The sequence below is a fragment of the Micromonospora sp. DT62 genome, from assembly GCF_049847285.1.
Lineage (GTDB): Bacteria > Actinomycetota > Actinomycetes > Mycobacteriales > Micromonosporaceae > Micromonospora > Micromonospora reichwaldensis.
On the sequence record NZ_JBNCOB010000001.1, the window covers coordinates 320,794 to 344,855 of the forward strand.

The 24,062-nt window shown below is 74.4% G+C and carries 23 protein-coding genes; 13 read left to right on the forward strand and 10 right to left on the reverse strand.

Features of this window, described 5'->3' with window-relative positions; all coding sequences use genetic code 11:
* Window positions 1-73 precede the first annotated feature (73 nt).
* Window positions 74-778 (reverse strand): amino acid-binding protein, encoded by a 705-nt coding sequence (locus ACPXCB_RS01425; protein ID WP_425871420.1) that lies wholly within the window; start codon window positions 776-778, stop codon window positions 74-76.
* Window positions 779-929: 151 nt separating this feature from the next.
* Here ACPXCB_RS01425 and ACPXCB_RS01430 point away from each other — a divergent pair, with 151 nt between their 5' ends.
* Together ACPXCB_RS01430 and ACPXCB_RS01435 are read left to right on the forward strand one after the other, a co-directional pair.
* Entirely contained in the window at window positions 930-2,012 is a 1,083-nt protein-coding gene (locus ACPXCB_RS01430) for a phosphotransferase family protein (RefSeq protein ID WP_425871422.1), read from the forward strand.
* The gene (locus tag ACPXCB_RS01435; RefSeq protein WP_425871424.1) at window positions 2,012-3,226 is read left to right on the forward strand and encodes an acyl-CoA dehydrogenase family protein; all 1,215 of its coding nucleotides are present in this window, start codon (window positions 2,012-2,014) and stop codon (window positions 3,224-3,226) included. The genes ACPXCB_RS01430 and ACPXCB_RS01435 overlap by 1 nt, the downstream gene beginning before the upstream one ends.
* A gap of 188 nt (window positions 3,227-3,414) precedes the next feature.
* On the opposite strand, the gene ACPXCB_RS01440 is transcribed toward ACPXCB_RS01435, so the two are convergent.
* From ACPXCB_RS01440 to ACPXCB_RS01465, 6 genes are all read right to left on the reverse strand, one after another.
* Window positions 3,415-4,461 carry a LacI family DNA-binding transcriptional regulator gene (locus ACPXCB_RS01440; RefSeq protein WP_425871426.1) on the reverse strand — a complete coding sequence of 349 codons (1,047 nt, stop codon included), beginning with the start codon at window positions 4,459-4,461 and terminating at the stop codon, window positions 3,415-3,417.
* Window positions 4,462-4,546: 85 nt separating this feature from the next.
* Window positions 4,547-5,980 (reverse strand): GH1 family beta-glucosidase, encoded by a 1,434-nt coding sequence (locus ACPXCB_RS01445; protein ID WP_425871428.1) that lies wholly within the window; start codon window positions 5,978-5,980, stop codon window positions 4,547-4,549.
* On the reverse strand, window positions 5,977-6,819 hold the full coding sequence (locus ACPXCB_RS01450) for a carbohydrate ABC transporter permease (RefSeq protein WP_425871430.1): 843 nt from the start codon (window positions 6,817-6,819) through the stop codon (window positions 5,977-5,979). Before ACPXCB_RS01450 ends, ACPXCB_RS01445 begins: the two co-directional genes overlap by 4 nt.
* An 11-nt stretch (window positions 6,820-6,830) precedes the next feature.
* The gene (locus ACPXCB_RS01455) at window positions 6,831-7,802 is read right to left on the reverse strand and encodes a carbohydrate ABC transporter permease (RefSeq protein WP_425871432.1); all 972 of its coding nucleotides are present in this window, start codon (window positions 7,800-7,802) and stop codon (window positions 6,831-6,833) included.
* A 156-nt stretch (window positions 7,803-7,958) separates the two neighbouring features.
* Window positions 7,959-9,251 carry an ABC transporter substrate-binding protein gene (locus tag ACPXCB_RS01460; protein ID WP_425871434.1) on the reverse strand — a complete coding sequence of 431 codons (1,293 nt, stop codon included), beginning with the start codon at window positions 9,249-9,251 and terminating at the stop codon, window positions 7,959-7,961.
* Between the two features lie 410 nt (window positions 9,252-9,661).
* Window positions 9,662-10,207, reverse strand: coding sequence for a plasmid pRiA4b ORF-3 family protein (locus ACPXCB_RS01465; protein ID WP_425871435.1), 546 nt, complete (start codon window positions 10,205-10,207; stop codon window positions 9,662-9,664).
* A 150-nt stretch (window positions 10,208-10,357) separates the two neighbouring features.
* On the opposite strand from ACPXCB_RS01465, the gene ACPXCB_RS01470 reads away from it, so the two are divergent.
* The 10 genes from ACPXCB_RS01470 (at window position 10,358) to ACPXCB_RS01515 (ending at window position 22,094) form a co-directional block, all read left to right on the forward strand.
* Window positions 10,358-11,104, forward strand: coding sequence for a pyrimidine reductase family protein (locus tag ACPXCB_RS01470; RefSeq protein WP_425871437.1), 747 nt, complete (start codon window positions 10,358-10,360; stop codon window positions 11,102-11,104).
* Window positions 11,105-11,258: 154 nt separating this feature from the next.
* Window positions 11,259-13,013 carry an ATP-binding protein gene (locus ACPXCB_RS01475; protein WP_425871439.1) on the forward strand — a complete coding sequence of 585 codons (1,755 nt, stop codon included), beginning with the start codon at window positions 11,259-11,261 and terminating at the stop codon, window positions 13,011-13,013.
* Window positions 13,014-13,025: 12 nt separating this feature from the next.
* A complete protein-coding gene (locus ACPXCB_RS01480) occupies window positions 13,026-14,174 on the forward strand; it encodes an exonuclease SbcCD subunit D (RefSeq protein WP_425871441.1) in 1,149 nt (382 codons plus the stop codon).
* Complete coding sequence (locus tag ACPXCB_RS01485) at window positions 14,174-16,648, forward strand: AAA family ATPase (RefSeq protein WP_425871443.1); 2,475 nt, start codon at window positions 14,174-14,176, stop codon at window positions 16,646-16,648. Before ACPXCB_RS01480 ends, ACPXCB_RS01485 begins: the two co-directional genes overlap by 1 nt.
* Window positions 16,649-16,724: 76 nt before the next feature.
* Window positions 16,725-17,687: a hypothetical protein gene (locus ACPXCB_RS01490; RefSeq protein ID WP_425871445.1), complete on the forward strand. Its 963-nt coding sequence runs from the start codon at window positions 16,725-16,727 to the stop codon at window positions 17,685-17,687.
* Window positions 17,687-18,544: a spermidine synthase gene (locus tag ACPXCB_RS01495; protein WP_425871447.1), complete on the forward strand. Its 858-nt coding sequence runs from the start codon at window positions 17,687-17,689 to the stop codon at window positions 18,542-18,544. Before ACPXCB_RS01490 ends, ACPXCB_RS01495 begins: the two co-directional genes overlap by 1 nt.
* A gap of 175 nt (window positions 18,545-18,719) precedes the next feature.
* Window positions 18,720-19,415 carry a sigma-70 family RNA polymerase sigma factor gene (locus tag ACPXCB_RS01500; RefSeq protein ID WP_425871449.1) on the forward strand — a complete coding sequence of 232 codons (696 nt, stop codon included), beginning with the start codon at window positions 18,720-18,722 and terminating at the stop codon, window positions 19,413-19,415.
* Window positions 19,412-20,191 (forward strand): anti-sigma factor family protein, encoded by a 780-nt coding sequence (locus ACPXCB_RS01505; RefSeq protein WP_425871451.1) that lies wholly within the window; start codon window positions 19,412-19,414, stop codon window positions 20,189-20,191. The genes ACPXCB_RS01500 and ACPXCB_RS01505 overlap by 4 nt, the downstream gene beginning before the upstream one ends.
* Before the next feature lie 220 nt (window positions 20,192-20,411).
* On the forward strand, window positions 20,412-21,047 hold the full coding sequence (locus ACPXCB_RS01510) for a hypothetical protein (RefSeq protein WP_425871453.1): 636 nt from the start codon (window positions 20,412-20,414) through the stop codon (window positions 21,045-21,047).
* Window positions 21,048-21,173: 126 nt separating this feature from the next.
* Window positions 21,174-22,094: a DNA-3-methyladenine glycosylase family protein gene (locus ACPXCB_RS01515; RefSeq protein WP_425871455.1), complete on the forward strand. Its 921-nt coding sequence runs from the start codon at window positions 21,174-21,176 to the stop codon at window positions 22,092-22,094.
* A gap of 70 nt (window positions 22,095-22,164) precedes the next feature.
* On the opposite strand, the gene ACPXCB_RS01520 is transcribed toward ACPXCB_RS01515, so the two are convergent.
* Window positions 22,165-22,668, reverse strand: coding sequence for a DUF1990 family protein (locus ACPXCB_RS01520; RefSeq protein WP_425871457.1), 504 nt, complete (start codon window positions 22,666-22,668; stop codon window positions 22,165-22,167).
* Window positions 22,669-22,753: 85 nt separating this feature from the next.
* On the opposite strand from ACPXCB_RS01520, the gene ACPXCB_RS01525 reads away from it, so the two are divergent.
* The gene (locus tag ACPXCB_RS01525; protein WP_425871459.1) at window positions 22,754-23,245 is read left to right on the forward strand and encodes a GNAT family N-acetyltransferase; all 492 of its coding nucleotides are present in this window, start codon (window positions 22,754-22,756) and stop codon (window positions 23,243-23,245) included.
* Here the strand turns inward: ACPXCB_RS01525 and ACPXCB_RS01530 are convergent.
* Together ACPXCB_RS01530 and ACPXCB_RS01535 are read right to left on the reverse strand one after the other, a co-directional pair.
* Window positions 23,220-23,642: an SRPBCC family protein gene (locus ACPXCB_RS01530; protein ID WP_425871461.1), complete on the reverse strand. Its 423-nt coding sequence runs from the start codon at window positions 23,640-23,642 to the stop codon at window positions 23,220-23,222. The two genes, ACPXCB_RS01525 and ACPXCB_RS01530, sit on opposite strands and share 26 nt — an antisense overlap.
* A gap of 164 nt (window positions 23,643-23,806) precedes the next feature.
* Window positions 23,807-24,019, reverse strand: a complete 213-nt coding sequence (locus ACPXCB_RS01535) for a hypothetical protein (RefSeq protein ID WP_132233121.1) — start codon at window positions 24,017-24,019, stop codon at window positions 23,807-23,809.
* Between the last annotated feature and the right edge of the window lie 43 nt (window positions 24,020-24,062).

Consider the following 24,062-nt stretch of genomic DNA (forward strand, 5'->3'; position numbering starts at 1 on the left):
GTTGCCCCCGGGTGACGGCTCCGGTTCCGTCGCGCGACCTGCGCCACACCGACCGACGCCCGGCCGGCCGGGCTCAGGGCTTGGCGGCCACCGGCGGCGCCCCGACCAGGTCGAGCCGGTCGCCGAGGATCACCGCGGCGGCCCGGACGAGCTGCGCCAGCCGGTCCACCTCCGTGGCGTGGAACGCCGCCGCGGCCGGCGTCCCGGCGCACTCCCGGGCCACCACCAGCACCAGGCCGGCCCGGCCGAACGGCGCGACCGCGACGTGCGCGCCGCCGGGCGTGCTGATCGCCCGGGCCCGCAGCGGGGTCACCTCCGGCAGCGGCGGCGGTACGGGCGCCCGCCAGCTCGCGTACCCGACGGTCGCCTCCCCGGCGGCGCCGGTCCGGGCGGCCCAGTCCACCGGCACCACCGCGGCGACCGCCCAGTCGGCGGCGAGCAGCCCGGGAACGGCGTCGACCAGGGTGGCGACGCCGTCGACCGGGTTGGCCGCGACCTGGGCCAGCAGCTCGGCGTCCTGCCCGGAGGTGGTGGGCGCGCCGATCGCCCGCCACACCCCGTCCACCCGGACGCCGGGGATCGCCGCCAGCCCGGCGAGCAGCCGCTCGACCCGCGCCGCGCCCGGCCAGACGACGGTGAAGTCGTCCACCGCCCGCCCGCCGAGCCGCTCCAGGACGACCACCTGGACGATGTCCGCACCGGACACGCCCATGGTGCGCGCGACCTGACCGAGCGTGCCCGGACGGTCCGGCAGGGTGACCCGAACTCGCAGCAACATGTCTGAACCCTCCGCTCGGCGGGCCGGCACCGCTGGCCGGCAGGCTGGGCCCCAGCCTGGCCGGTGGCCGTTTCGCCCCTGTTGCCGTGGCATGTCCCGAGGGTCAACTCCCGACCTTGACAACATGGCGGACCTGCCATCAACTAATCGGATGACCGAGCCGGCCGTCGACGCGCACGGGCCGGGCAGCAGCCCCGCCGCCGCCCCCCGCGGGCTGGATCTCGACCGACTCGCCGCCCACCTGGCCCGGCACCGGCCCGAGCTGGCCGGCGGTCCGCTGCGGGCCCGGCTGATCGCCGGCGGCAAGTCCAACCTGACCTACCTGCTGCACGCCGGCGGGCACGAGGTCGTGCTGCGCCGCCCGCCGCTCGGGCACGTGCTGGCCACCGCGCACGACATGGCCCGGGAGTACCGGGTGATCTCCGCGCTGGCGCCGACCGACGTGCCGGTGCCCGCCGCGCTGCTGCTCTGCGAGGACGCCGAGGTCATCGGCGCGCCCTTCTACCTGATGGAACGCGTGCACGGCGAGGTGTTGCGCACCCGCGCCCAGACCGACCCGCTCACCGCCGACCAGCGGCGGGAGCTGGCGCTGGCGATGATGGACACCCTCGCCGCGCTGCACGCGGTCGAGCCCGCCTCGGTCGGGCTGGGCGACTTCGGCCGCCCGGAGGGCTACCTCGCGCGGCAGGTCCGCCGGTGGGCCGGCCAGCTCGACCGGTCCCGCAGCCGGCCGCTGCCCGGCATCGAGGAGCTGCGGGAGCTGCTCGCCGGCACCGTGCCGGAGGGCGCCAACGCCGGCCGGATCGTGCACGGCGACTACCGGCTGGACAACCTGCTCGCCACCGTCGACCCGGTGGCCGTACGGGCCGTGCTCGACTGGGAGATGGCCACCCTCGGCGACCCGCTGGCCGACCTCGGGCTGCTGCTGACCTACTGGGACGTGCTCGGCGACAGCGAATCGGCCGCCGGCAACCCGGTCGCCGACGGGCTCGGCCCGCGCGCCGGGTTCCCCACCGGGACGGAGCTGATCGAGCGGTACGCCGGGCGCGGCGACGTCGACGTCGGGCCGCTGCACTGGCACGTCGCGCTCGGCTGCTTCAAGCTCGCGGTCATCTGCGAGGGCATCCACTACCGGCACACGCTCGGGCAGACGCTCGGCGAGGGCTTCGACCGGATCGGCGACATGGTGGCACCGCTGGTCGAACACGGGCTGACCGCCGCCAGGGAGCGTTGATGGACTTCGCCTACGACACCCGCACCGAGCAGCTGCGGGCCGAGCTGACCGCGTTCCTGGACGAGCACGTGTACCCGGCCGAGCCGGTGCACGCCGCGCAGGTGGCCGCCGCCGGCGACCCGTGGGCCCGGCCCCCGGTGATGGCCGAGCTGAAGGCCGAGGCGCGCAAGCGCGGCCTGTGGAACCTCTTCCTCCCCGACCCACGCCACGGCGCCGGCCTGACCAACCTCCAGTACGCCCCGCTGGCCGAGCTGACCGGGCGCAGCCCGCACCTGGCCCCGGAGGCGCTCAACTGCGCCGCGCCCGACACGGGCAACATGGAACTGCTCGCCGAGTTCGGCTCGCCGGAGCAGCAGGAGCGCTGGCTGCGGCCCCTGCTGGAGGGCGAGATCCGCTCCGCGTTCTGCATGACCGAGCCGGAGGTGGCGTCCTCGGACGCGACCAACATCGCGACCCGGATCACCCGCGACGGCGACCACTACGTGGTCGACGGGCGCAAGTGGTGGTCGTCGGGGGCGATGGACCCGCGCTGCGAGATCTTCATCGTGATGGGCAAGACCGACCCGGAGGCCGACCGGCACCGCCAGCAGAGCATGATCCTGGTGCCCCGGGACACCCCGGGCGTCACCGTGCGGCGGGGCATGACGGTGTTCGGCTACAGCGACGCCTCGCACGGCGGCCACGCCGAGGTCGACTTCACCGACGTCCGCGTACCCGTGGAGAACCTGGTCGGGGCGGAGGGCACCGGCTTCGCGATCGCCCAGGCCCGGCTCGGTCCCGGCCGGATCCACCACTGCATGCGGCTCATCGGCATGGCGGAGCGGGCCCTGGAGCTGCTCTGCCGGCGGGCGCTCGAGCGGGTCGCGTTCGGCCGGCCGCTCGCCGAGCAGGGCGTGGTACGCGAGTGGATCGCCGAGTCCCGGGTGCGCATCGAGCAGGCCCGGCTGCTGGTGCTCAAGACCGCCTGGTTGATGGACACGGTCGGCAACAAGGGCGCGCACACCGAGATCCAGGCCATCAAGATCGCTACTCCCGCCATGGCCGAGTGGGTGATCGACAAGGCCATCCAGGCGTACGGCGGAGCCGGCGTCAGCCAGGACACCCCGCTCGCCGCCCTCTGGGCCCAGTCGCGGACGTTGCGCCTGGCGGACGGCCCCGACGAGGTCCACCGTTCCTCGCTGGCGAAGCGCGAACTGCGCCGCTGGTCCAACTGACCCCAAGACACCCACACCGCGCCCCCGCCCGCGCCCCCGGCCCAGCCCAGCCCAGCCCAGCCCAGCCCAGCCCAGCCCAGCCCGTTGATCATGAAGTTATTGTCGCGACACGCCGACGTCGAGGGCAACAACTTCATGATCAACCCGCAGGTGGGGTGGGTGGGGTGCGTGGGGTGGGGTGGGGTGGGTTAGGCGGAGGCGCGTTCGATGAGCTGGGTGTCCAGGAGGATGTGGGGGGACGGGAGCTCGTCGCCGCGGATGCGGCTGACCAGCAGGCGGGCCATCTGCCGGCCCATCTCCTCCACCGGCTGGAAGACCGTGGTCAGCGGCGGCTCGGCCTGCCGGGCGATCGGGGCGTCGTCGAAGCCGATCACCGCGACGTCCTCCGGCACCCGTCGGCCCGCCTCGCGCAGCGCGCGCAGCGCCCCGAACGCCATCAGGTCGGAGGCGACGAAGACGGCGTCGAGGTCGGGGCAGTCCTCCAGCAGCCGACGCATGCCGGCGGCCCCGCTGCCCTCGCTGAAGTCGCCGTACGCGATCAGGGCGGGGTCGACCCCGCCCCCGGCGGCCCTGACCGCCTCCTTGTAGCCGGTCAGCCGGCCCAGGCCGGCGCCCATGTCCTGCGGGCCGGCGATGGTGGCGATGCGCCGCCGCCCCCGACCGGCCAGGTGTTCCACCGCCCGTCGGGCGCCGCCCACGTTGTCCACGTCGACGTAGTACGCGGGCTGCGCGCCGGGTTGCAGCATCCGGGCCGGGCGACCGCCGAGCACGGTGGGCAGGCCGCGCTCCTCCAGCAGGGTGGGCAGCGGGTCGGAGTCGTGCAGCGACAGCAGCAGGACCCCGTCGACGTGCTGGTTGGTCAGGTGGTGCTCGACCCGCTCCCGCTCGATCGGCGACTGCACCATGGCCAGCCAGAGCTGCAACGGGGTCTCCAGCAGCCCCGAGCTGACGCCCCGGACGATGCCGGCGAAGAACGGCTCGGTGAAGACCCGGTCGCCGGATTCCGACACCACCAGGGCGATCGAGTCGGTGCGTTGGGTCACCAGGGCACGGGCGGCCCGGTTCGGCACGTACCCCAGCTCGGCGATGGCCTGCTGCACCGCGGCGCGCGCCTCGGGGCTCACCTGGGGTGAGCCGTTGACCACCCGGGAGACCGTCCCGCGACCGACGCCGGCGCGGGCGGCGACGGCGTCGAGGGTCGGGCGCCCGAGCGACCGGGTGCGCTGCGTTGTCATTGTCTGCTCCTCCGACGGCGGACCGGCCCCGGCGCCACCCCGTGCGGGGTGGCGCCGGGGCCGCCCGTTGATGGCTGGCCCTGGCCTATTGTGCGGCCAGACCGTTGCGTCGGATCACCTCGGCGTACCACCTGGCGCTGGACTTGGGAATGCGGACCTGGCTGTCGTAGTCGACGTGGACCATCCCGAACCGCTTGGTGTAGCCCCAGGCCCACTCGAAATTATCCATCAGCGACCAGGCGAAGTACCCGCGCAGGGGCACCCCGGCCTCGATCGCCTCGTGCGCGGCGCGCAGGTGGGCGTCGAAGTACGCCAGCCGGTCGGTGTCGTCGACCCGCCCGTCGACCACCTCGTCCACGAAGGCCGAGCCGTTCTCGGTGACGTAGAGCGGCAGGTCGGTGTACTCCTCGTGCACCCGGCGCAGCGTCTCCACCAGGCCGGGGGCGTCGATCTCCCAGTTCATGTCGGTCACCGGGACGCCCCGGGTGACGAACCGGACGTCCTCGCTGCCCGGCCAGCACGACGGCGCCCGCCAGTACGGCTCCGGCTCGGCGTCGGGGTCCGGCGCGGCGACGACGTGGCGGCTGTAGTAGTTGACGCCGACCACGTCCAGCGGGGTGGAGATGGTCGCCAGGTCCCCGTCGCGCACGTGCCCGAAGTCGGTGACCTTGGCGAGGTCGGCCATCAGGTCCGCCGGGTAGGACCCGCGCAGCAGCGGGTCCAGGAAGAAGCGGTTGGCCAGCCCGTCGATGCGCCGCGCGGCGTCGACGTCGGCGGGCGCCGCGCTGGCCGGGGTGACCGGGTAGAGGTTGACCGTCACCCCGACCTCGGCGGTCGGCCGGGCCGCGCGCAGCGCCTGCACCGCGAGGCCGTGGCCGAGCATCAGGTGGTGTCCGGCCCGTACGGCGTCCGCGCCGTCCGAGCGGCCCGGCGCGTGCACCCCGGAGCCGTAGCCGAGGAACGCCGAGCACCACGGCTCGTTCAGCGTGGTCCAGTAGCGCACCCGGTCGCCGAGCGCGTCGGCGACCAGCGTGGCGTAGTCGGCGAACCGCGCGGCGGTGTCCCGGGCCGGCCAGCCGCCGACGTCCTCCAGCGACTGCGGCAGGTCCCAGTGGTAGAGGGTCAGCCACGGCTCGATCCCGTGCCCCAGCAGTTCGTCGACGAGCCGCCGGTAGAAGTCGAGCCCCTCGGCGTTGGCCGGGCCGGTGCCGCCCGGCTGCACCCGCGGCCAGGAGACCGAGAACCGGTACGACCTCAGCCCCAGCTCGGCCATCAGCGCGACGTCGGAGCCCAGCCGGTGGTAGTGGTCGCAGGCCACGTCACCGGTGTGCCCCTCGACGACCCGTCCCGGGGTGTGGCTGAAGGTGTCCCAGATCGACGGGGTCCGGCCGCCCTCGGCCGCCGCGCCCTCGATCTGGTACGCCGCGGTGGCCGCGCCCCAGAGGAAGCCGGGCGGGAAGGTCAACGGCGGGCGGTCGTCGACGACGCCGACGGCGGGCGGGCTGGCGGGGTTGCTCACGACTTGACGGCACCTTCCATGATGCCGCCCACGATCTGGCGGCCGAACACGATGAACACGATCACCAACGGTAGAGTGCCGACCGCCGTGGCGGCGAACACCTGCGAGTAGTCGGTGTAGTAGGCGTACGACAGGAAGGCCAGCGAGACCTGGAGCGTCGGGTTCTCGGAGGTGAGCACCGCGTACGGCCACAGGAACGAGTTCCAGGTCTCCATGAACGTCAGCAGGCCGAGCACGGCGGCGGCCGGCCGCAACGCGGGCAGCACGATGCTCCAGTAGATGCGGAAGGTGCTCGCCCCGTCCACCCGGCCCGCCTCGATCAGCTCGTCGGAGATGGCCTGGGTGGCGTACTGCCGCATCATGAACACGCCGAACGCGCTGACCAGGAACGGCACGGTCACCGCGTAGAGGGTGTCGAACCAGTTGAGGTCCTGGATCATGCCCCAGAGCGGGATGAGGCCGAGCTGCGTCGGGATCATCATGGTGACGATGATCGTCAGCAGCAGGGCGTTGCGACCCCGGAAGCGCAGCTTGGCGAAGGCGAAGCCGGCCAGCGAGCCGGTGATCACCACGGAGACCGTCACGATGCCGGAGACGATCACCGAGTTGAGCAGGCCGGTGAGGAAGTTCGCCGCGTCGTTGTCGAGCACGCGGCCGAAGTTGTCGCCGAACGACCCCGACGGCGTGACCGGCGGCGGGACGTCGTTGATCGAGTCCAGGCTGCGGGTGGCGATGACCACCATGTAGTAGAACGGATAGATCGAGAACAGCGTCGCCAGGACGAGCGCGACGTAGGTCAGCGGGCTGGTGCGCCACAGGCGCCGGGATGCCGAGTTCATCTGGGCGTTCCTCACTTCACCGTGCGGCGGACGAGCAGGAAGTTGATCCCCGAGACGAGGGCGATCATCAGGAACATCGCCCAGGCGACCGCAGCGCCGTAGCCGGCGGTGTTGAGGTTCTCGATGCCCAGCTCGTACATGTACATGGCCAGGGTCTGGAACTCGCGCTGGTCGCCGCCGATGATGTTGCCGTTGGCGAAGACGAGCGGCTCGGTGAAGAGCTGGAGCCCACCGATCGTGGAGAGGATCACCACGAAGACGAAGGTCGGCGTGAGCATCGGCAGGGTGATCCGCCAGAACTGCTTCCACTGGCTGGCGCCGTCGAGCGCCGCCGCCTCGTACAGGTCGCGCGGGATGGCCTGCATGCCCGCGAGCAGGATCAGGGTGTTGTAGCCGGTCCACCGCCAGTTGACCATCGAGGCGATGGCGGTCCAGGAGCTCCAGCGCTCGGCGTCCCAGTCGATCGCGTCGATCCCGACGAAGCTCAGCAGCCAGTTGATGACGCCGAAGTCGCGCTGGAAGAGCATGCCGAAGACGATCGCCACGGCGGCCACCGAGACCACGTTCGGCATGAAGATCGCCATCCGGAACAGCGTGCGCGCGCGCAGGAAGGTGCGGTTGAGCAGGTTCGCCAGGAACAGGGCGAGCAGCAGCTGCGGGATGGTCGACAGCAGGAAGATGCCGAAGGTGTTGAGCGTGGCGTTCCAGAAGTACTCGTCCTTGACCAGGGCGACGTAGTTGTCGAACCCGATGAAGCTGTGGTCGCCGATCAGGTTCCAGTCGTGCAGGGACATCCAGGCGGTCCGCAGCATCGGGTAGAGCCCGAAGATGCCGAAGACCACGAAGAACGGCGCGATGTAGAGGTACGGCGAGTACTTGAGGTCCAGCCGGGTCAGCGAGTGCGACCGGGACCGGCGCCGCGCGGGCGGGCGGGGTGGCGGTGCGGCGGGAGACGGCGGCGCCGTCGTGGCCGAGAGGCTCATGCGGGGTCCTTTCCCGGCGTCGGCACGGGCGCGCGCCGACGCCCAGGCGCTCTTACGCGAAAACGGGACGGCGCCGATGGCGTCCGGGGCGGAACGGGGACGGCGCCGGTGGCGTCCGGGTGTGTGGACCCGGACGCCACCTGGCGACGAGGTGGGTCAGAAGGCGCCCTGCGTCTTGGCGTCCTTCGCGAACTGCTCCCAGGCCTTGTCCTTCGTGGCCTGTCCCTGTTCGTACGAGCGCAGCGCCGGCTCGAACGCGTTCTCCTTCACCGCCTGGTGCTTCGGGCCGAGGTGCAGCGGCTGGATCTTGGCGACGCTCTCACCGAAGATCTTGCCGGTCGGCGCGTTGTTGAAGTACTCGTTGGTGTAGGCGAGGAACTCCTGGTTCTTCAGCGCCTCCAGGTTGGTCGGCAGCGGGCCCTTGAGCTTGAACGCCGCCACCTGGCTCTGCGCGTTGGTCAGGTACTCGGCGAGCTTCGCCGCCTCCTTGGGGTACTTGCTCTGGGTCGGCACGCCGAGCCAGGAGCCACCCCAGTTGCCGGCACCGCCGGGCACCGGGGCGACGTCCCACTTGCCCTTGTTCTGCGGGCCGGAGTTGTCCGCGACGATGCCGAGCATCCACGACGGGCAGAAGGTCGCCGCGAAGGTGCCCTGCTTGAAGCCGGCCGACCACTCCGGCGACCAGGTGGCCGTCTCGGCGGTGATGTTGGCGTCGGCCATCGCGACCGCGGTGTCCCAGGAGGTCTTCACCGCCGCGCTCTTGTCCGCGACGACGTTGTCGTCCTTGTCGTAGAACAGCTCGCCGCCCTGCTGGAACATCACCGCGCTGGCGGCGGTGGTGACCGAGTCGAGCAGGCCCTTGCCGGTGGCGGTGCGGTACTTCTTGCCGGTCTCGATGAAGGCGTTCCAGTCCGGCCAGAGGGCCGCGACCTGGTCCCGCTCGACCGGCAGCTTGGCCGCCTGGAAGAGGTCCCGGCGGTAGCAGACGGCGAGGCTGCCGACGTCGGTCGGCAGGCCGATCAGCCGGCCGTCGGGCGCCTTGCCCAGCTCCCACTTCCAGGGCAGGTAGTCCTTGCTGTGGTCCGAGACCAGCGGAGCGAGGTCGGCCCAGTTGGCCGGGTTGGCCTTGAACTCGTTGAGGATGCCCTCTTCCAGGGCGACCACGTCGGCCGCGCCCTTGCCGGTGGCGAGCGCCCGCACGATCTTCGGCCGGTACTCGTTGAGCTGGGCGGTCTTGCGCAGCTCGACCTTGATGCCGGTGTCCTTCTCGTACTGCTTGATGATCTCGTCGTAACCGAACTCGCCGAACGTGTCGACGACCAGCTTGGCGGGCTTCTCGCCGGCTGCCGGCGCGTCGTCGTCCTTGCCGCAGGCCGCGAGACCGCCGATGGCGGTTATCGCGGCCAGGGCGGCAGCCGCCATGCGGGTGCGCCGCGTGGTGAGGCTCATCGGGGACCCCTCTTTCGGTGGTGAGGCTGACTGGGTGTGGTGGGGGGTGCCGTGCGCGCCGTCGGCACCGGTCGGGGCCGGTGGTCGACGTCCGGAGCGGGGCGCGGGTGAGTCGTGCCACGTTCGCGGGAGCGCTCCCATGAGATTGCCGGCGGGTGCGGGAGGTGTCAATAGGCCTATGGGAGCGTTCCCAGATCGTTACCGCGTGTGCGTACACCCCGACTGCCGCACGTCGCGGGCCGACCCGCCGGGCGGCGCCACCTGGGCACCCGCGAAGTTGAAGCGGTTCAGCAGGCCCGGACGCGGGCGACGGACACGCTGAGCGGCCCGTCGCGCACCCTGTGTGCGGCCGGGACGCGCCACAGCCGAAGCGGTTCAGCGGGGCCGCGCGGCGGAGGCGGCGTGGCGGTTCAGCAGAAGCGGCGCAGCAGGGTGCCGGCCCGGCCCGCGTCGAAGGCGGCCGGGTCGAACCGGTCGCCCACCCGGTCCCGCGCCTCCCGGTGCCCGGGGTGAGCCGGGTCCGCCAGCGCGGCCAGCAGCGCCTGGTAGCCGGCCGGACCGCCGACGTCCTCGGGCGGGCACGCCCGCTCGCCGTCCAGGCAGGACGGGTACCGCTCGTTTGGATCGGCCGTGCAGGCGTCCTCCACCACCAGGTCGTGCTCCCACCAGTCGCCGAAGTCGTACGTGTAGTGGAAGCGGCTGCCCTTGCCGAGCGCCGCGTCGAGGCGGACGTCCAACTCGTCGCGCAGGGCCAGCTCGCCGTCGGGATCGGGCGCGCCGTACTGGCGACCCTCGATCTCGAACGAGTGCAGGTGGCAGTCCCGCCAGCCCATGGCGTGCTGCACCACCCGGTGCAGCCGGTCGAGGGTGTAGCCGCCCGGGACGAGCACCCTGCGCCAGACGGGCGGCCGGACCCCGGCCAGGGAAATCTTCAGCTGGAAGATCTGACGCGGCATGCTGTCCCATCCTTCCTCGGCATAGGCTGCGGGCATGATCTGCCGAGCGTGCCGGGCCAGGCGGCACGACGACTGTCCGGGGCGGAACTGGTGCGACTGCCAGCACCGTACCCCCCGACCCACCCCTCCGGTCACCGGTCCGGCCGGCGAATGAACGTCGGAATCCCGATTTCGGCGCTCTGGCCGCAGGCGTCGGCGCGACCGCTGGACGACGCCGCGCTCACCGCGCTCTACGGCCGGCCCGACCGCCCCCACCTGCGGATGAACTTCGTGACCAGCGTGGACGGCGGCGTCTCCGTCGACGGCTACTCCGCCGGGCTCTCCGGCGAGCCGGACAAGCGCGTCTTCGGGCTGCTGCGCATGCTCTGCGACGCCCTGCTCGTGGCCGCCGGCACGCTGCGGCACGAGGGCTACGGGGCGGTACGCCTCAACGAGCGGCGCCGGGCGTGGCGCCGCGAGCACGGCCTGCCCGAGTACCCGACGCTGGTCGTCGTCTCCGGCTCGCTCGACCTCGACCCGGCGCAGGCCGCGTTCGCCGACGCGCCGGTGCGGCCCGTGGTGCTCACGCGGGCCGACGCCGTGGCGCCGCCCGGCCTGACCGGGGTCGCCGACGTGATGCGCTGCGGCGACGACCGGGTCGACCTCGCGGCGGGCCTGGCCGAGCTGCGCCGCCGCGGCCTCGGCCAGGTGCTCTGCGAGGGCGGCCCGCACCTGTTCGGCGCGCTCACCGCCGCCGACCTCGTGGACGAGGTCTGCCTCACCGTCGCCCCGCTGCTGGCCGGGGCGGGCCCGGGGCGGATCACCGCCGGCGACGCCAGCGACGTACGCCACCTGCCGCTGCGACACGTGCTCGCCGCCGCCGACGGGGTGCTCATGCTCCGCTACGCCCGCGACTGACCGCGACTGACCGTGGCCGGCCGGGCACGCTGCGGCCGGGGACCGCCGGCGGCGGCGTGGCGTCCGCCGCGTCGCGTGGCAACGTGTCGTACTCCTCGGGCAGGATGCAGGGCGTGTGCCCCGACCGCGACGACCAGCCGACCGGAGTTGCCCGATGACTGACGACGGGTTCGACGGCCCGGGCGAGGTGGTCGGCCGGGTGCTGGGCACCGCCGACGCCACCCCCCTGCAGTTCTGGACCGCGGTCTCCCCCGACAGCTACCTCCAGCTCGACGACGTCGTGGTGACTCGGCGGGAGCTGCCCGACCGCGAGCCGGTGACGATCGCCGGGGTGGTCACGCAGGTCCGCGCCCGGCACGAGGGCGCCCAGTTCGACTCCGACGTCTTCGCCATCGCCGACGGCACGCTGCCCGCGCAGGTGCAGGAGGCCGCCGAGATCACCACGACCCGCGTCGACCCGGAGCTCTACGTGCCGCCGTCGCCCGGTGCGGTGGTGCACCGCGCCGAGGGTGACGCCCGGGCCCGGGCGCTGCACTTCGACCGGATGGAGCGGCGCATCCCGATGGGCATGGGCCGCGACGGGGTGCCGGTCTACCTCAACGCCGACTTCCTCGACGGCAGCCGGGGCGCGCACGTGTCGATCTCCGGCATCTCCGGGGTCGCCACGAAGACGAGCTTCGCCACCTTCCTGCTCTACTCGGTCTTCCGCTCCGGGGTGCTGGGCGGCGACGCCGTCAACGCCAAGGCGCTCATCTTCAACGTCAAGGGCGAGGACCTGCTCTTCCTCGACCATCCCAACACCCGGCTGGACGACCCCACCCGCGCCGCGTACGCGAAGCTCGGCCTGGCCGCCGGCGCGTTCCCGGACGTGCGGGTCTACGCCCCGCCCCGGGTGGGCGACTCCTCCGGCACGCCCGACGTGAGCAGCCGCCTCACCGGGGTGGACAGCTTCTACTGGACGCTGAGCGAGTTCTGCGCCGACCGCCTGCTGCCCTACGTGTTCGCCGACGCCGACGACGAACGCCAGCAGTACACGATGGTGGTGCACTCGGTCACCGCCCACCTGGCCCGGCACGCGCAGCCCGCCGACGGCGGCATCAGCATCGACGGGGTACGGCTCGGCTCGTACGCCGACCTGGTCGACCACGTGGTCGAGCAGCTCAACGACGACGAGACCCGCTCCGACTGGGCCGGCAGCGCCGTCGGGCTGGGCACGGTCAACGCGTTCGCCCGGCGGTTGATCGGCAGCAAGAAGGACCTGTCCCGGCTGATCCGGGGCGACCTGACCACCCGCCGCCCGCACTCGATCAACACCGCCGAGAGCGCCCAGGTCACCGTCGTCGACCTGCACAACCTCCCGGACCGCGCGCAGCGGTTCGTGGTCGGCGTGACGCTCAAGAGCGAGTTCGAGCGCAAGGAGAAGGCCGGCACCGCCAAGCCGCTGCTCTTCGTGGTGCTCGACGAGCTCAACAAGTACGCCCCCCGCGAAGGCTCCTCCCCCATCAAGGAGGTGCTGCTCGACATCGCCGAGCGGGGTCGCTCGCTCGGGGTGATCCTGGTCGGCGCCCAGCAGACGGCGAGCGAGGTGGAGCGGCGGATCGTCACCAACTCGGCGATCCGGGTGGTGGGCCGGCTCGACCCGGCCGAGGCGTCCCGCCCGGAGTACGGCTTCCTGCCGCCCGCCCAGCGCCAGCGCGCGCTGCTGGCCAAGCCGGGCACGATGTTCGTCAACCAGCCCGACATCCCGGTGCCGCTCTGCCTGGAGTTCCCGTTCCCGGCCTGGGCCACCCGGGTCTCCGAGGCCGGCCGCGCCCCGTCCGAGACGCTCCGGTCGATCACCCAGTCCGTCGACCCGTTCGCCGTCGTCGGCTCCGGTGGCGGCACCTCCGACGACGACATCCCGTTCTAGGGGGACACACCCGTGAAGATCCTGCACACCTCCGACTGGCACGTCGGCAAGGTCCTCAAGGGGCAGTCGCGGGCCGAGGAGCACAAGCGGGTCCTGGCCGGCGTGATCGACGTCGCCCGCGCCGAGGCGCCCGACCTGGTCATCGTCGCCGGTGACCTCTACGACACCGCCGCCCCGACGCCCGAGGCCACCCGGCTGGTCACCCGGGCCCTGACGGCGCTGCGCCGCACCGGCGCCGACGTGGTGGCCATCGGCGGCAACCACGACAACGGCCAGGCCCTCGACGCGCTGCGGCCCTGGGCCGAGGCCGCCGGCATCACCCTGCGCGGCGGGGTCCGGGAGAATCCGGACGAGCACGTCATCGACGGCACCACCGCCGGCGGCGAGCGCTGGCGGCTGGCCGCGCTGCCGTTCCTCTCCCAGCGCTACGCCATCCGCGCCGTGGAGATGTACGAGCTGACCGCCGCCGAGACCACCCAGACGTACGCCGACCACCTGGGCCGGGTGCTGGGCCGGCTGACCGAGAGCTTCACCGAACCGGACCGGGTGCACCTGGTCACCGCCCACCTGACCGTGGTGGGCGCGACCACCGGCGGCGGGGAGCGCGACGCGCACACCGTGCTGGGCTACGCGGTGCCGGCGACCGTGTTCCCGGGGACGGCGCACTACGTGGCGCTGGGCCACCTGCACCGCTCGCAGCGGGTGCAGGGGCCCTGCCCGATCCGCTACAGCGGCAGCCCGCTGGCGGTCGACTTCGGCGAGCAGGAGAACGTGCCGTCGGTGACCGTCGTCGAGGTCACCGCGACCACGGCGGCGCAGGTACGCGAGGTGCCGGTGACCGCCGCCACCACGCTGCGGACGGTCCGGGGCACCCTGGCCCAGCTCGCCGAGATGGACGTGCCGGACGCCTGGCTGCGCGTGTTCGTCCGGGAGCAGCCGCGCGCGGGCCTGCGCGAGGAGGTGCAGGAGCTGCTACCGCAGGCCCTGGAGATCCGGATCGACCCGGAGCTGATGCCCGCCCCGGGCAGCGGCACCCGGGTGGCGCAGCGGGCGGGCCGCTCGCCCCGGCAGCTCTTCGCCGACTACCTCGACAGCCGGGGGCACACCGACGACGGGGTGCGGGAGCTCTTCGACGAGCTCTTCGAGGAGGTCGACCACTGATGCGGCCGATGCGGCTGGACATGGCGGGCTTCACCGTCTTCCGCGACGAGACCACTATCGACTTCACCGACGCCGACTTCTTCGCGCTGGTGGGACCGACCGGCTCCGGCAAGTCGACGGTGCTGGACGCCATCTGCTTCGCCCTCTACGGCACGGTGCCCCGCTGGGGCGGGACCCGGGGCCTGACCAACGCCCTGGCGCCATCGGCCACGGAGGCGCGGGTCCGGCTGGTCTTCGAGTCCGCCGGTTCCCGCTACGTGGCGACCCGGGTGGTCCGCCGGGACGGCCGGGGCAACGTCAAGACGGCCAACGCCGGGTTGCAGCTGATGCCGGCCGGTTTCGACGTGACCAAGCTCGACACCGGGCTGAGCCCGGACGATCTCGGCGAGGTGGTGGCCGGCACCCCCGCCGAGATGGAGCTGGCGGTGCTGGAGGCGGTCGGGCTGCCGTACGAGCAGTTCACCAGCTGCGTGGTGCTGCCGCAGGGGCAGTTCGCGGACTTCCTGCACGCCAAGCCGGCCACCCGGCAGCAGATCCTGGTCAACCTGCTCGGCCTCGGGGTCTACGAGGACGTGCAGAAGCGGGCGACCGCGCGGGCCGCGCAGGCCGAGGCGAAGCTGGAGGCGGTCGACCAGGCGCTCGCCGGACTCACCGGCGTCGATGACGCCGCGCTGGAGGCGGCGACCGGGCAGGTCGACCGGATGCGGGAGCTGGCCGGGGCGGTGGCGGGCGCCGTACCGGAGCTGGCGGCCGCCCGGGCGACGGCGCGGGAGGCGGGCGCGGCCCTGGCGGCCCTCGACGCCGACCTGGCGGTGTTGGTTGCCGTGCGCGCGCCGGACGGGGTGGCGGAGGTGACCCGGGCGGTCGCGGCGGCGCGGGCCGGCGCGGACGAGGCGGCGACGGCGGTGTCGCTGGCCGAGGAGCGGGAGGAGAAGCTGCGCGGCGAGCTGGCCGCCGCCGGCGACGAGAGCGCGCTGCGGCTGCTGCTGCGGGCGTACACCGATCGGGAGAAGCTGGCCGGCGAGGCGGCGGCGGTCCGCGCGGCGGTGACCGGGGCGCAGGCCGAGCACGGCGCGGCGGTGGCGGCGGTGGCCGAGGCGCGGGCGGCGGCCGAGCGGGCCGAGGCGGAGCTGGAGGCGGCCTTCCGCGCCCACGAGGAGGCGAAGGCGACCGACCAGGCGGTGGCGCTGCGCGCGCACCTGCGCGCCGGGGCCGCCTGCCCGGTCTGCGAGCAGACCGTCGCGTCGGTGCCGGCGGTGCCGGCCGACTCGGCGGTGGCCGCCGCGACGGCGGCGGGACGGGCGGCGCGGGCCGCCAGCAAGGCCGCCCAGTCCGTGGTGCAGGAGCGCGACGGCGCGGCCCGGGAGCTGGAGCGGGTGCTGCTGCACGCGCGGGCCCGGCAGGACCAGGTGCAGGCCCGGCTGGCCGAGCTGGACGACCAGCTGGCCGGGGCGGCCGAGCCGGCGGTGCTGCGCCGCGAGCTGGACGACCACGCGCGGCTGCGCCGGGCGCTGGAGGAGTCGGCGGCGGCGGTGCGGGGCGGCCGGGACGCCGCCCGGCGGGCCCGGGCGGCGGTGGACGCCGCCGAGGAGCGGCTGCGGGCGACCTGGCGGGCGTTCGACGCGACCCGCGACGGGCTGGCCCGGTTCGGGCCGCCGACGGCGGACCGGGAGGACCTGGGCGTCGCCTGGGCCGCCCTGACCGGATGGGCCGGCGAGGAGTCGGCACGCCGCCGCGCGGAGCGGGCCGGGCGGGCCGCGGCGGTGACGCAGGCCGAGGCGGTGGCCGCCGGCGTCGGCGAGCGCATCGCGGGCGACCTCGCCGCCGCCGGGCTGCCGCCCACCGACGATCCGCTACGCGCCACCGACCGCGCCCTGGAACGGGCCGAGGCCGACCTGCGCGAGCTGGAGCGGCGCCGGGAGCAGGCGGGTGACCTGCGCGAGCAGCGGGCCGGGTACGAGCGCGAGGCGCATGTGGCGCGGGCCCTCGCGGGGCACCTGCGGGCCAACAACTTCGAGCGGTGGCTGCTCGCCGAGGCGTTGGACCTGCTGGTCGACGGCGCCTCGGGCATCCTGCGGGAGCTTTCCGGCGGGCAGTACGACCTGGTGCACGACAAGGGCGAGTTCTTCGTGGTCGACCACCACGACGCGGGGCTGCGCCGGGGCGTGCGCACCCTGTCGGGGGGCGAGACCTTCCAGGCGTCGCTGGCGCTGGCGCTGGCGTTGTCGGAGCAGCTCGCCGGGTTGTCCACGACGGCGGCGAGCCTGGAGTCGATCGTGCTGGACGAGGGCTTCGGCACGCTCGACGCGGCCACCCTCGACACGGTGGCCGCCACGTTGGAGAACCTGGCCGCCCGGGGCGACCGGATGGTCGGGGTGGTCACCCACGTGCCGGCCCTGGCCGAACGCATCCCGGTCCGCTTCGAGGTCAGCAAGGACGCCCGGTCGGCGCGCGTCGAACGGACCGGCCGGTGAGCGGGGCCCTACGCGGTGCCCCGCCCGGCCGGCCCGGTGGCGGGGCGGCGGCGTCCGCGACGGAAGGATCGCTGCGGTGACCGATCCCCGGTTCTTCGTCGATGCGTGGGATCCGGCGTACGGCGCCTCGTTCGAGGCGGCGGGCGGCGGCGGTCCCGCGGCGCCGAGCAGCGCCCAGGTCGACGCGGACGCCGAGCTGCCGGCGGTCGACTGGCGGGCGATCGGGCCGCGTCCCGGCGTACGGGCCCCCGACGTGGTGCTGCTCGTCGACGGGGTGCGCCGGATCGACGCGAGCGTGTGGACGGCGGAGGACGACGGGGCGTCCTTCCCGGGCCTGGCCGCCTCGTACGCCGCCGGGGTGGTCCGGTGCGACCTGGAGCGCGGCGCGGCGCAGCTGGCCGGCGCGCGGGTCGGCCGGGGCCTGTTCACGGCCAGTCCCTCGGCGGTGGACGTGGTGGCCGGCAGCGTCCGCTACCCGGTGCACCGGGTCAGCGGCACGGGCGAGCTGAACAAGCTCCCGGCCGCCGTGCAGGGGCCGCTGACCGCGCTCGAGGTGGAGGTCTCGGGGGCGGCCCGCACCGACGGCGACCTGCTGGTGGTCGACGGCCCGCTGCGCAACCGGCGGCAGCTGCCGCGCACGCTCGGCTACATCAAGACCCAGCACAGCCAGTACCTGGACGCCCGGCTGACCGCCGTGGTCACCGGGCTGGCGGCCGGTGAGCGCTCCCCGGTGTTCAAGCTCGGCACGGCCTGGGGCGGCTGGTCGTGGTATATGCGGCTGCCGGTGGCCCTCGGCGCGCCGTGGGCGGGCATCGTCCGGATGGAGTGCTCCGCCGAGCTGAGCATCGACGAGGCGGTGGGGCTGGCGGACCTGTCGCTGGTCACGCTGCCCCGCTTCGCCTCCACCCCCTACAAGGACCCGCGGGCGCCGCAGAACCTGATCCCGATCGCCGGCCTGGAGCGCCGGCTGCGGGCGCTGCTCGGCGACGCGCGGCTGCTCCACCGGGTGCTCACCGCCGCCGCCCGGGGACGGCGCTGATGGGGCGCAAGCGGGCGGCCGACACCGTGGCCGCGCGGGTGGACACCGGCCAGGCCGAGCTGGTGCCCGATCCGGACCGCCCGGGATCGTGGACCCTGCTGCTGGACGGCGCCCCGCAGTCGCACGTGGACCTGGCCGACCCCACGCACCTGGAGTTCGAGTACGTCCGGCGGCTCGCCGCCGCGATCGACCTGGTGGCGCCGGCCGGCGCGCCGCTGCGGGTGCTGCACCTCGGCGGCGGCGCGCTGACGCTGCCCCGTTACGTGTCGGCCACCCGGCCCGGCTCCACCCAGCGGGTGGTCGAGGTGGACGGTGCGCTGGTGGAGCTGGTCCGCCAGGCCCTGCCGTGGCAGCCGGATCCCCGGCTCAAGGTACGGGTGGCCGACGCCCGCGCGGTGCTCGCCGCCAGCCGGGACGCCAGCTACGACGTCGTGGTGGCCGACGTCTTCGCCGGTGCCCGCACCCCGGCCCACCTGACCTCGGTGGAGTACGCCGCCGAGGTGGCCCGGGTGCTGCGGCCCACCGGCTTCCACCTGGCGAACGTCGCCGATGGCCCGCCGCTGCGCCACGCCCGGGCGCAGGTCGCGACCGTCCGGTCGGTGCTGCCCCGGGCCTGCCTCGTCGGCGACGCGGCGGTGCTGCGCGGGCGGCGCTACGGCAACCTGGTGCTGGTGGCCGGCCGGGTCGAGCCGCCGGTGCCGGAGCTGACCCGGCGCGCCGCCGGGGACTGGTTCCCCGGCCGGGTGCTGGCCGGCGGGGAACTCGACCGCTTCGCGGGCGGGGCGCCGGTCGTCCGCGACGCCGACGCCACCGACTCCACCCCGCCGCCGCCCGGGATCTTCTCCGTGCGCCGCTGACCGGAGTCCGCTCCGTGCGCCGTCGGGCGAGGTGCCCACGCCGGGTGCGGGTCCGGCGGGTGCGGGAGCGGAATCTTTTCCGCGTGCCGTTGATCCGTTCGCGCGGGCGCTGCGTACCAACGGGCGGCCGTGCCCGTGGGAGGCGGCCGATGTCATCGGACACCCGGAGGTCTGCATGCACGCGGTGGCGGCCGGTTGGCACGGCGACAGGGCGCGACCGGACTGGATGTCCGCGCGGTCCCAGTCCCGGCCGGACGCGGCGGCACGCGGGGTCGACGCCCGCCAGGCGCCTCGCCAGAATGGGCCGGTGACGCCGAAATCCGCCCCGGGGCGCCACCAGGCGGCACCGTCCACCGAGGCGGGTCACTCGGATCGACTGATCCGGCTGCTCTACGCCGAGCACGCCGGGCCGCTGCTGGCGTTCGTCATGCGGCTCACCGGCGGCGACCGGCAGCGGGCGGAGGACATCGTCCAGGAGACGCTGCTGCGGGCGTGGCGCAACGCGCACCGGCTGGGCGTGCAGGGGCAGGGCTCGCTGCGGCCGTGGCTGGTCACGGTGGCCCGGCGGATCGCCATCGACGAGCACCGCAGCGTGCAGGCCCGGCCCGCCGAGACGTACGACCGGGACCTGACGGCGTTCGCCGAGGCGGACAGCACCGACCGGGTGCTGCGCACGATGACGGTGGCGGACGCGCTGCGTACGCTGAGCCAGTCGCACCGGGAGATCCTGGTGGCCACGTACTTCCGGGGTCGGACGGTGCCGGAGGCGGCCGAGGAGCTGGGCCTTCCGCTCGGCACCGCCAAGTCGCGGGTCTACTACGCGCTGCGCGCGCTGCGCACGGCTCTGCAGGAACGGGGGGTGACGGAATGAGCCGGGCGGACCACATGGACGTCGCGGCGTACGCGCTCGGCGTGCTGGACGAGCGCGACACGGAACGGTTCGAGGAGCACCTCGCCACCTGCTGGGCGTGCGCCGCCGAGTTGGAGACGATGGTGCCGGTCGTGGGCCTGCTCTCCGACATCGACGGCGAGACGATGGCCGCGCTGGAGCAGACCCGCACCGACCCGGCGCTGCTGGACCGGACGCTGGTCGCGGTCCGCGCCCACCGGCGGCGCAACCGGTTCCGGCAGTTGCTCGCCACGGCGGCGGCGGTGCTGGTTCTTGGTGGGGCGACCGGGCTCGGCTTCGCCAGCATCGCCGGCGACAGTGCCCCCGAGGTGGTGGCCGAGCCGACCGCCACCGCGCAGGTCGCCCCGCCGACGGTCAGCCGCTCCAGCGATCCGAACGACCCGGACATCGGCGGGACGCTGCCGGAGGGCGACCCGGTCAACGTCGTCGACCCGACCACCGGCGTCGAGGCGACCTTCTTCGTCGTGTCGAAGGACTTTGGCACGGGCGTGGACTTCATCCTCGCCAAGTTGCCCGGGCCCCGGACGTGCCGGCTCGTCGTGGTGCGGAAGAACAACAGCACCGAGGTGATCTCCACCTGGTCGGTGCCCGGCACCGGGTACGGCACCAACGCCCGCCCCGACAAGCTGAGCCTGTCGGCGTCGACGTCGACGCGACTCGATGACATCAAGCAGTTCCAGGTGCAGTCGGTGGATGCCGGCGGGGTGGCGAGCCCGCTGGTCACGGTGCAGATGTAGCACCCGTCGCGGAATCGGCGCCGGTCAGCCAATACGACCGGCGCCGATTCCGCGTGCCGTTTCCACGAATGCCGTGGGCAGAAACCGCACTCGTCGCGGGAAACGGATTTCCGGCCCGTCCGGTTCAACGGTTTCCCGTGACATCGACCACGCTTTCGCATTCAACCTTGACAACGCTCCATCCGTATTGACCGGTGAACCGCATCAACGAGGAGGGCACGTGGCACAGATGAAGCGAACCGTCATCGTGGCGAGCGCGATGGTCGCGTTGACGGCCTGCGCTCCCGCCGGTTACGAGGGGGCGAACCCGGGCGCGGCCAACCCGGTCGCCGTGACCGCCGCCGAACCCACCGCGGCGGCCGAGCCCTCGGTCTCGCCGTCCCCGGCCGCCGACGCGCCGCCCGCCGACGCGGACCTGACCGAGGAGCTCAACGGCCGGAAGGTCGCCCGGATGGGCAGCGTGGTCACCGACCAGGACGGGTGGATCCTCTACCGCTTCGACAAGGACACCAACGACCCGCCCTCGTCGAACTGCGTCGACAAGTGCGCCCGGTTGTGGCCCCCGGCGCTGACTGACGGCGACCCGGAGCTCAACGGCGTCTCCGACGACAAGGTCGGCACCGTCACCCGCCAGGACGGCACCCGGCAGATCACCCTCGGCGGCTGGCCGCTCTACCGCTACGTCGGGGACAAGAAGCCCGGCCAGTGGAAGGGCCAGGGCGTCGGGGGCACCTGGTTCGTGGTCGCGCCGGACGGCAAGAAGAACCTCAGCTGCCTGCCGCCGGGCACCCCGAAGCCGGTCGCCCCGCCGTCCGACGACAAGGCCGGGCAGGGCGACTCGAACTACTCGTACTGACGGCACGGTCCCGGCGGCCGGTCCCGGCGCGGCCGGTCGCCGCCCCGGGACCGGCGACGGCACGGGGCCGGGCGTGCGCCCGGCGGTGTCGCCGGTCACGGGGCGGGGACGTGACAGCATGTGCGGGTGACCGGGACCGAACCCACCGCGCGTCGGGAGCTGCGCCCGCCCGCCGGGTACCGGCTGGCCGCGTCGGTCCGGGCGCTGACCTTCAGCCCGTACGACCCCTGCGCGCGCGTCGCGGCCGGCACGTTCTGGTGGGCCGCCCGCACCCCGGACGGTCCGGCCACCCTCGCCCTGCGGCCGGCCGGCGGCGTCCTGCTCGCCGAGGGCTACGGCCCGGGTGCCGACCGGGTGGTGCAGTGGGCGGACGCGGTCGCCGGGCTCCGCGACGACGTGAGCGGGTTCGGGGCGCTCGCCGCCGCCCACCCCGTGGTGGCGAGGCTCGCGGCCCAGCACCGGGGGCTGCGCATGCCCGCCACCGGGCAGGTCTTCCGCCAGCTGCTGCGGGCGGTCTTCGAGCAGAAAGTGACCGGCAAGGAGGCCTACCGGGCGTACGCGGCGACGGTGCGGCACTTCGCCGAGGCGGCGCCCGGGCCGATGCAGCCGCTGCTGCTGCCGCCCGAGCCGGCGGCGGTGGCCGCCACCCCGTACTGGGTGTTCCACCCGTTCGGCGTGGAGCAGCGCCGGGCCGAGACGCTGCGCCGCGTGGCGGCCGTCGCCGACCGGCTGGAGCGCTGCGCGGACTCCGCCGAGGCCACCCGCCGGCTCACCGCCGTCGCCGGCATCGGCCCGTGGACCGCCGCCGAGGTGGTGCGCATCGCGTACGGGGACCCGGACGCCGTCAGCGTCGGCGACTTCCACGTGCCGAACACGGTGGCCTGGGCCCTCGCGGGCGAGCCGCGCGGCGACGACGCCCGGATGCTGGCCCTGCTGGAGCCGTTCCGGGGGCATCGGGGGCGGGTCTGCGTGCTGCTGGCGGCCGGTGGCGTCCAGGCGCCGAAGTACGGTCCGCGGATGCCGATCCGCTCCTTCGCCCGGTTCTGACCGGGGTCCCGCCGCCCGGCAGGTGTCGCGGCGGCGGAGGCCGCACGCCGACGGGTGACGACGGTGCGGGTCAGGGTCGGGCGCAGAGGCGGCGCAGGGTGCGGCCGAGCCACCAGGCGTACGCCCGCTGGAAGGCCCGACCGGCCGGCCCCGCGGCGCGCATGACCCAGCGGTCCGGCCGGCTGAACGCGAGCACCTCGAACCAGACGTGGCCGGCGGCGTCGCGGCTGACCACGAACGCCTCCTCGCCGCGCGCCGGGTGCCCGGGCAGCGTGCCGTACCCGAAGCCGGCCCGCCGCCCGTCGTCGACGGCCCAGACCACCTCGCAGGGCGCGGCCAACCGCAGCGGGCCGACGCCCAGCCCGGAGACCACCCGGACCCCGGGCGCGGCACGCTCGGCGGCGGCGTCGATCCGGATGCCGGCCGCCCGGTGCAGGCGCCAGCCGAGCACGGCGTCCCCGGCCGCCGGGAAGCAGGAGTCGGGCAGCCGGACCCGGTGCCGCACGTGCCGCCAGCCGGCCGGCAGCTCGCCGGTCTCGGTGGCGCCGACGTGCGGATAGGTCAGTGCCGGCACGGCGCACCCCCACGGCTCGACGGGACACCGCCAGCGTACGGGCGGCGCGGACGGCCCGCCCGACGGCCTGTGGTTGGCTGTCGGAGTGATCATCGAGCCGCGCATCGCCCCCGCCGACGTCACGGACGCCGGCGAGATCCTCACCGTGCAGCGCGCCGCGTACGTCACCGAGGCACAGCGCTACGCCGACCCGTTCCTGCCCCCGCTGACCGAGACCCTGGACGAGGTGCGGGCCGCGCTGGCGGGCCCGGCGACGGTGCTCACCGCCCGGCTCGGCGACCGGCTGGTCGGCTCGGTGCGGGCGCACGTCGACGGCGACACCGCGCACGTCAGCCGGCTCTCCGTGGCCCCGGACCAGCACGGCCGGGGCGTCGGCGGGCGGCTGTTGCGCGCGGTGGAGACGGCCTGCGCCGCCCGGGTGCGCCGCTTCGCGCTCTTCACGGGCGCGGACACCGGGCAGAACCTGCGGTTCTACCACCGGCACGGCTACCGGGTGGTCGGGCACCGCCCGGACGCGAACGGCATCCGGCTCGCCCTGCTGGAGAAGGCGGTCAGTCCCGCTCGCAGCGACGCCTGAGCCCGTCGGCCTCCATCCGCAGGTAGCGGCGCATCAGGTCGCCGTAGAGCCAGCCGACGGGCCCGGCGAGCGGCCCGGACTGCGTGAGGGCCAACTCGACGCGGCTGCGCCCGTCGGGCAGCGGCAGCACCCGGTGCTCGCCGAGCGTGCGCACCCCCGGGCTGCCCGAGACCCACGAGAACGACCGGCCCTCGGCCAGCTCGGTGACCCGCCACACCGCCGGTCGCAGCTTCGGCTGCGCGAGCCGGACGGTGGCGCCCACCGCGAGCGGTCCCGCCTCCCCCCGTTGCGCCCGACGCACCGACGGCGTCCACTCCGGCCACCGCTCGACGTCGACCAGCACCGCCCAGACCCGTCCCGCCTCGGCGGCCACCTCCGTACCGGCCTCGAACCGCATCGCGCCCCCTCCCCGTGTCGGCGCCCGGCGGCGCCGCTGCCAGTCTCGACGACGCCGCGTGCGGGATCGTGACGAGGCACCCGCCGGCCGGTCCGTGTCCGCCGGCGCGCGGGGGTGCCGGGTCGGCGGACGCCGGATGTCCGCCGGGCCCGGTCGCCGCCGGGTCAGGCGGCCTCGCGCAGGTCGGCCAGCCCGAGGGGGGTACGCCGGCGCAGCAGTTCCTCCAGCTCCGCCACGGAGCCGGCCTCGCCGAGCACGTCCTTGCCCCCGCCGAACTGGCGGGGATAGCGGCGCACCAGCCGGTACCGGTAGCGGCCCCGGATCAGCTCGACGCTCACCCGCCACCGCCCGCAGCACCCGCAAACCCACTCCGACACCCCGCGAAGGTAGCTCTGACCTGCGGTTTCATCATTCGCCCGG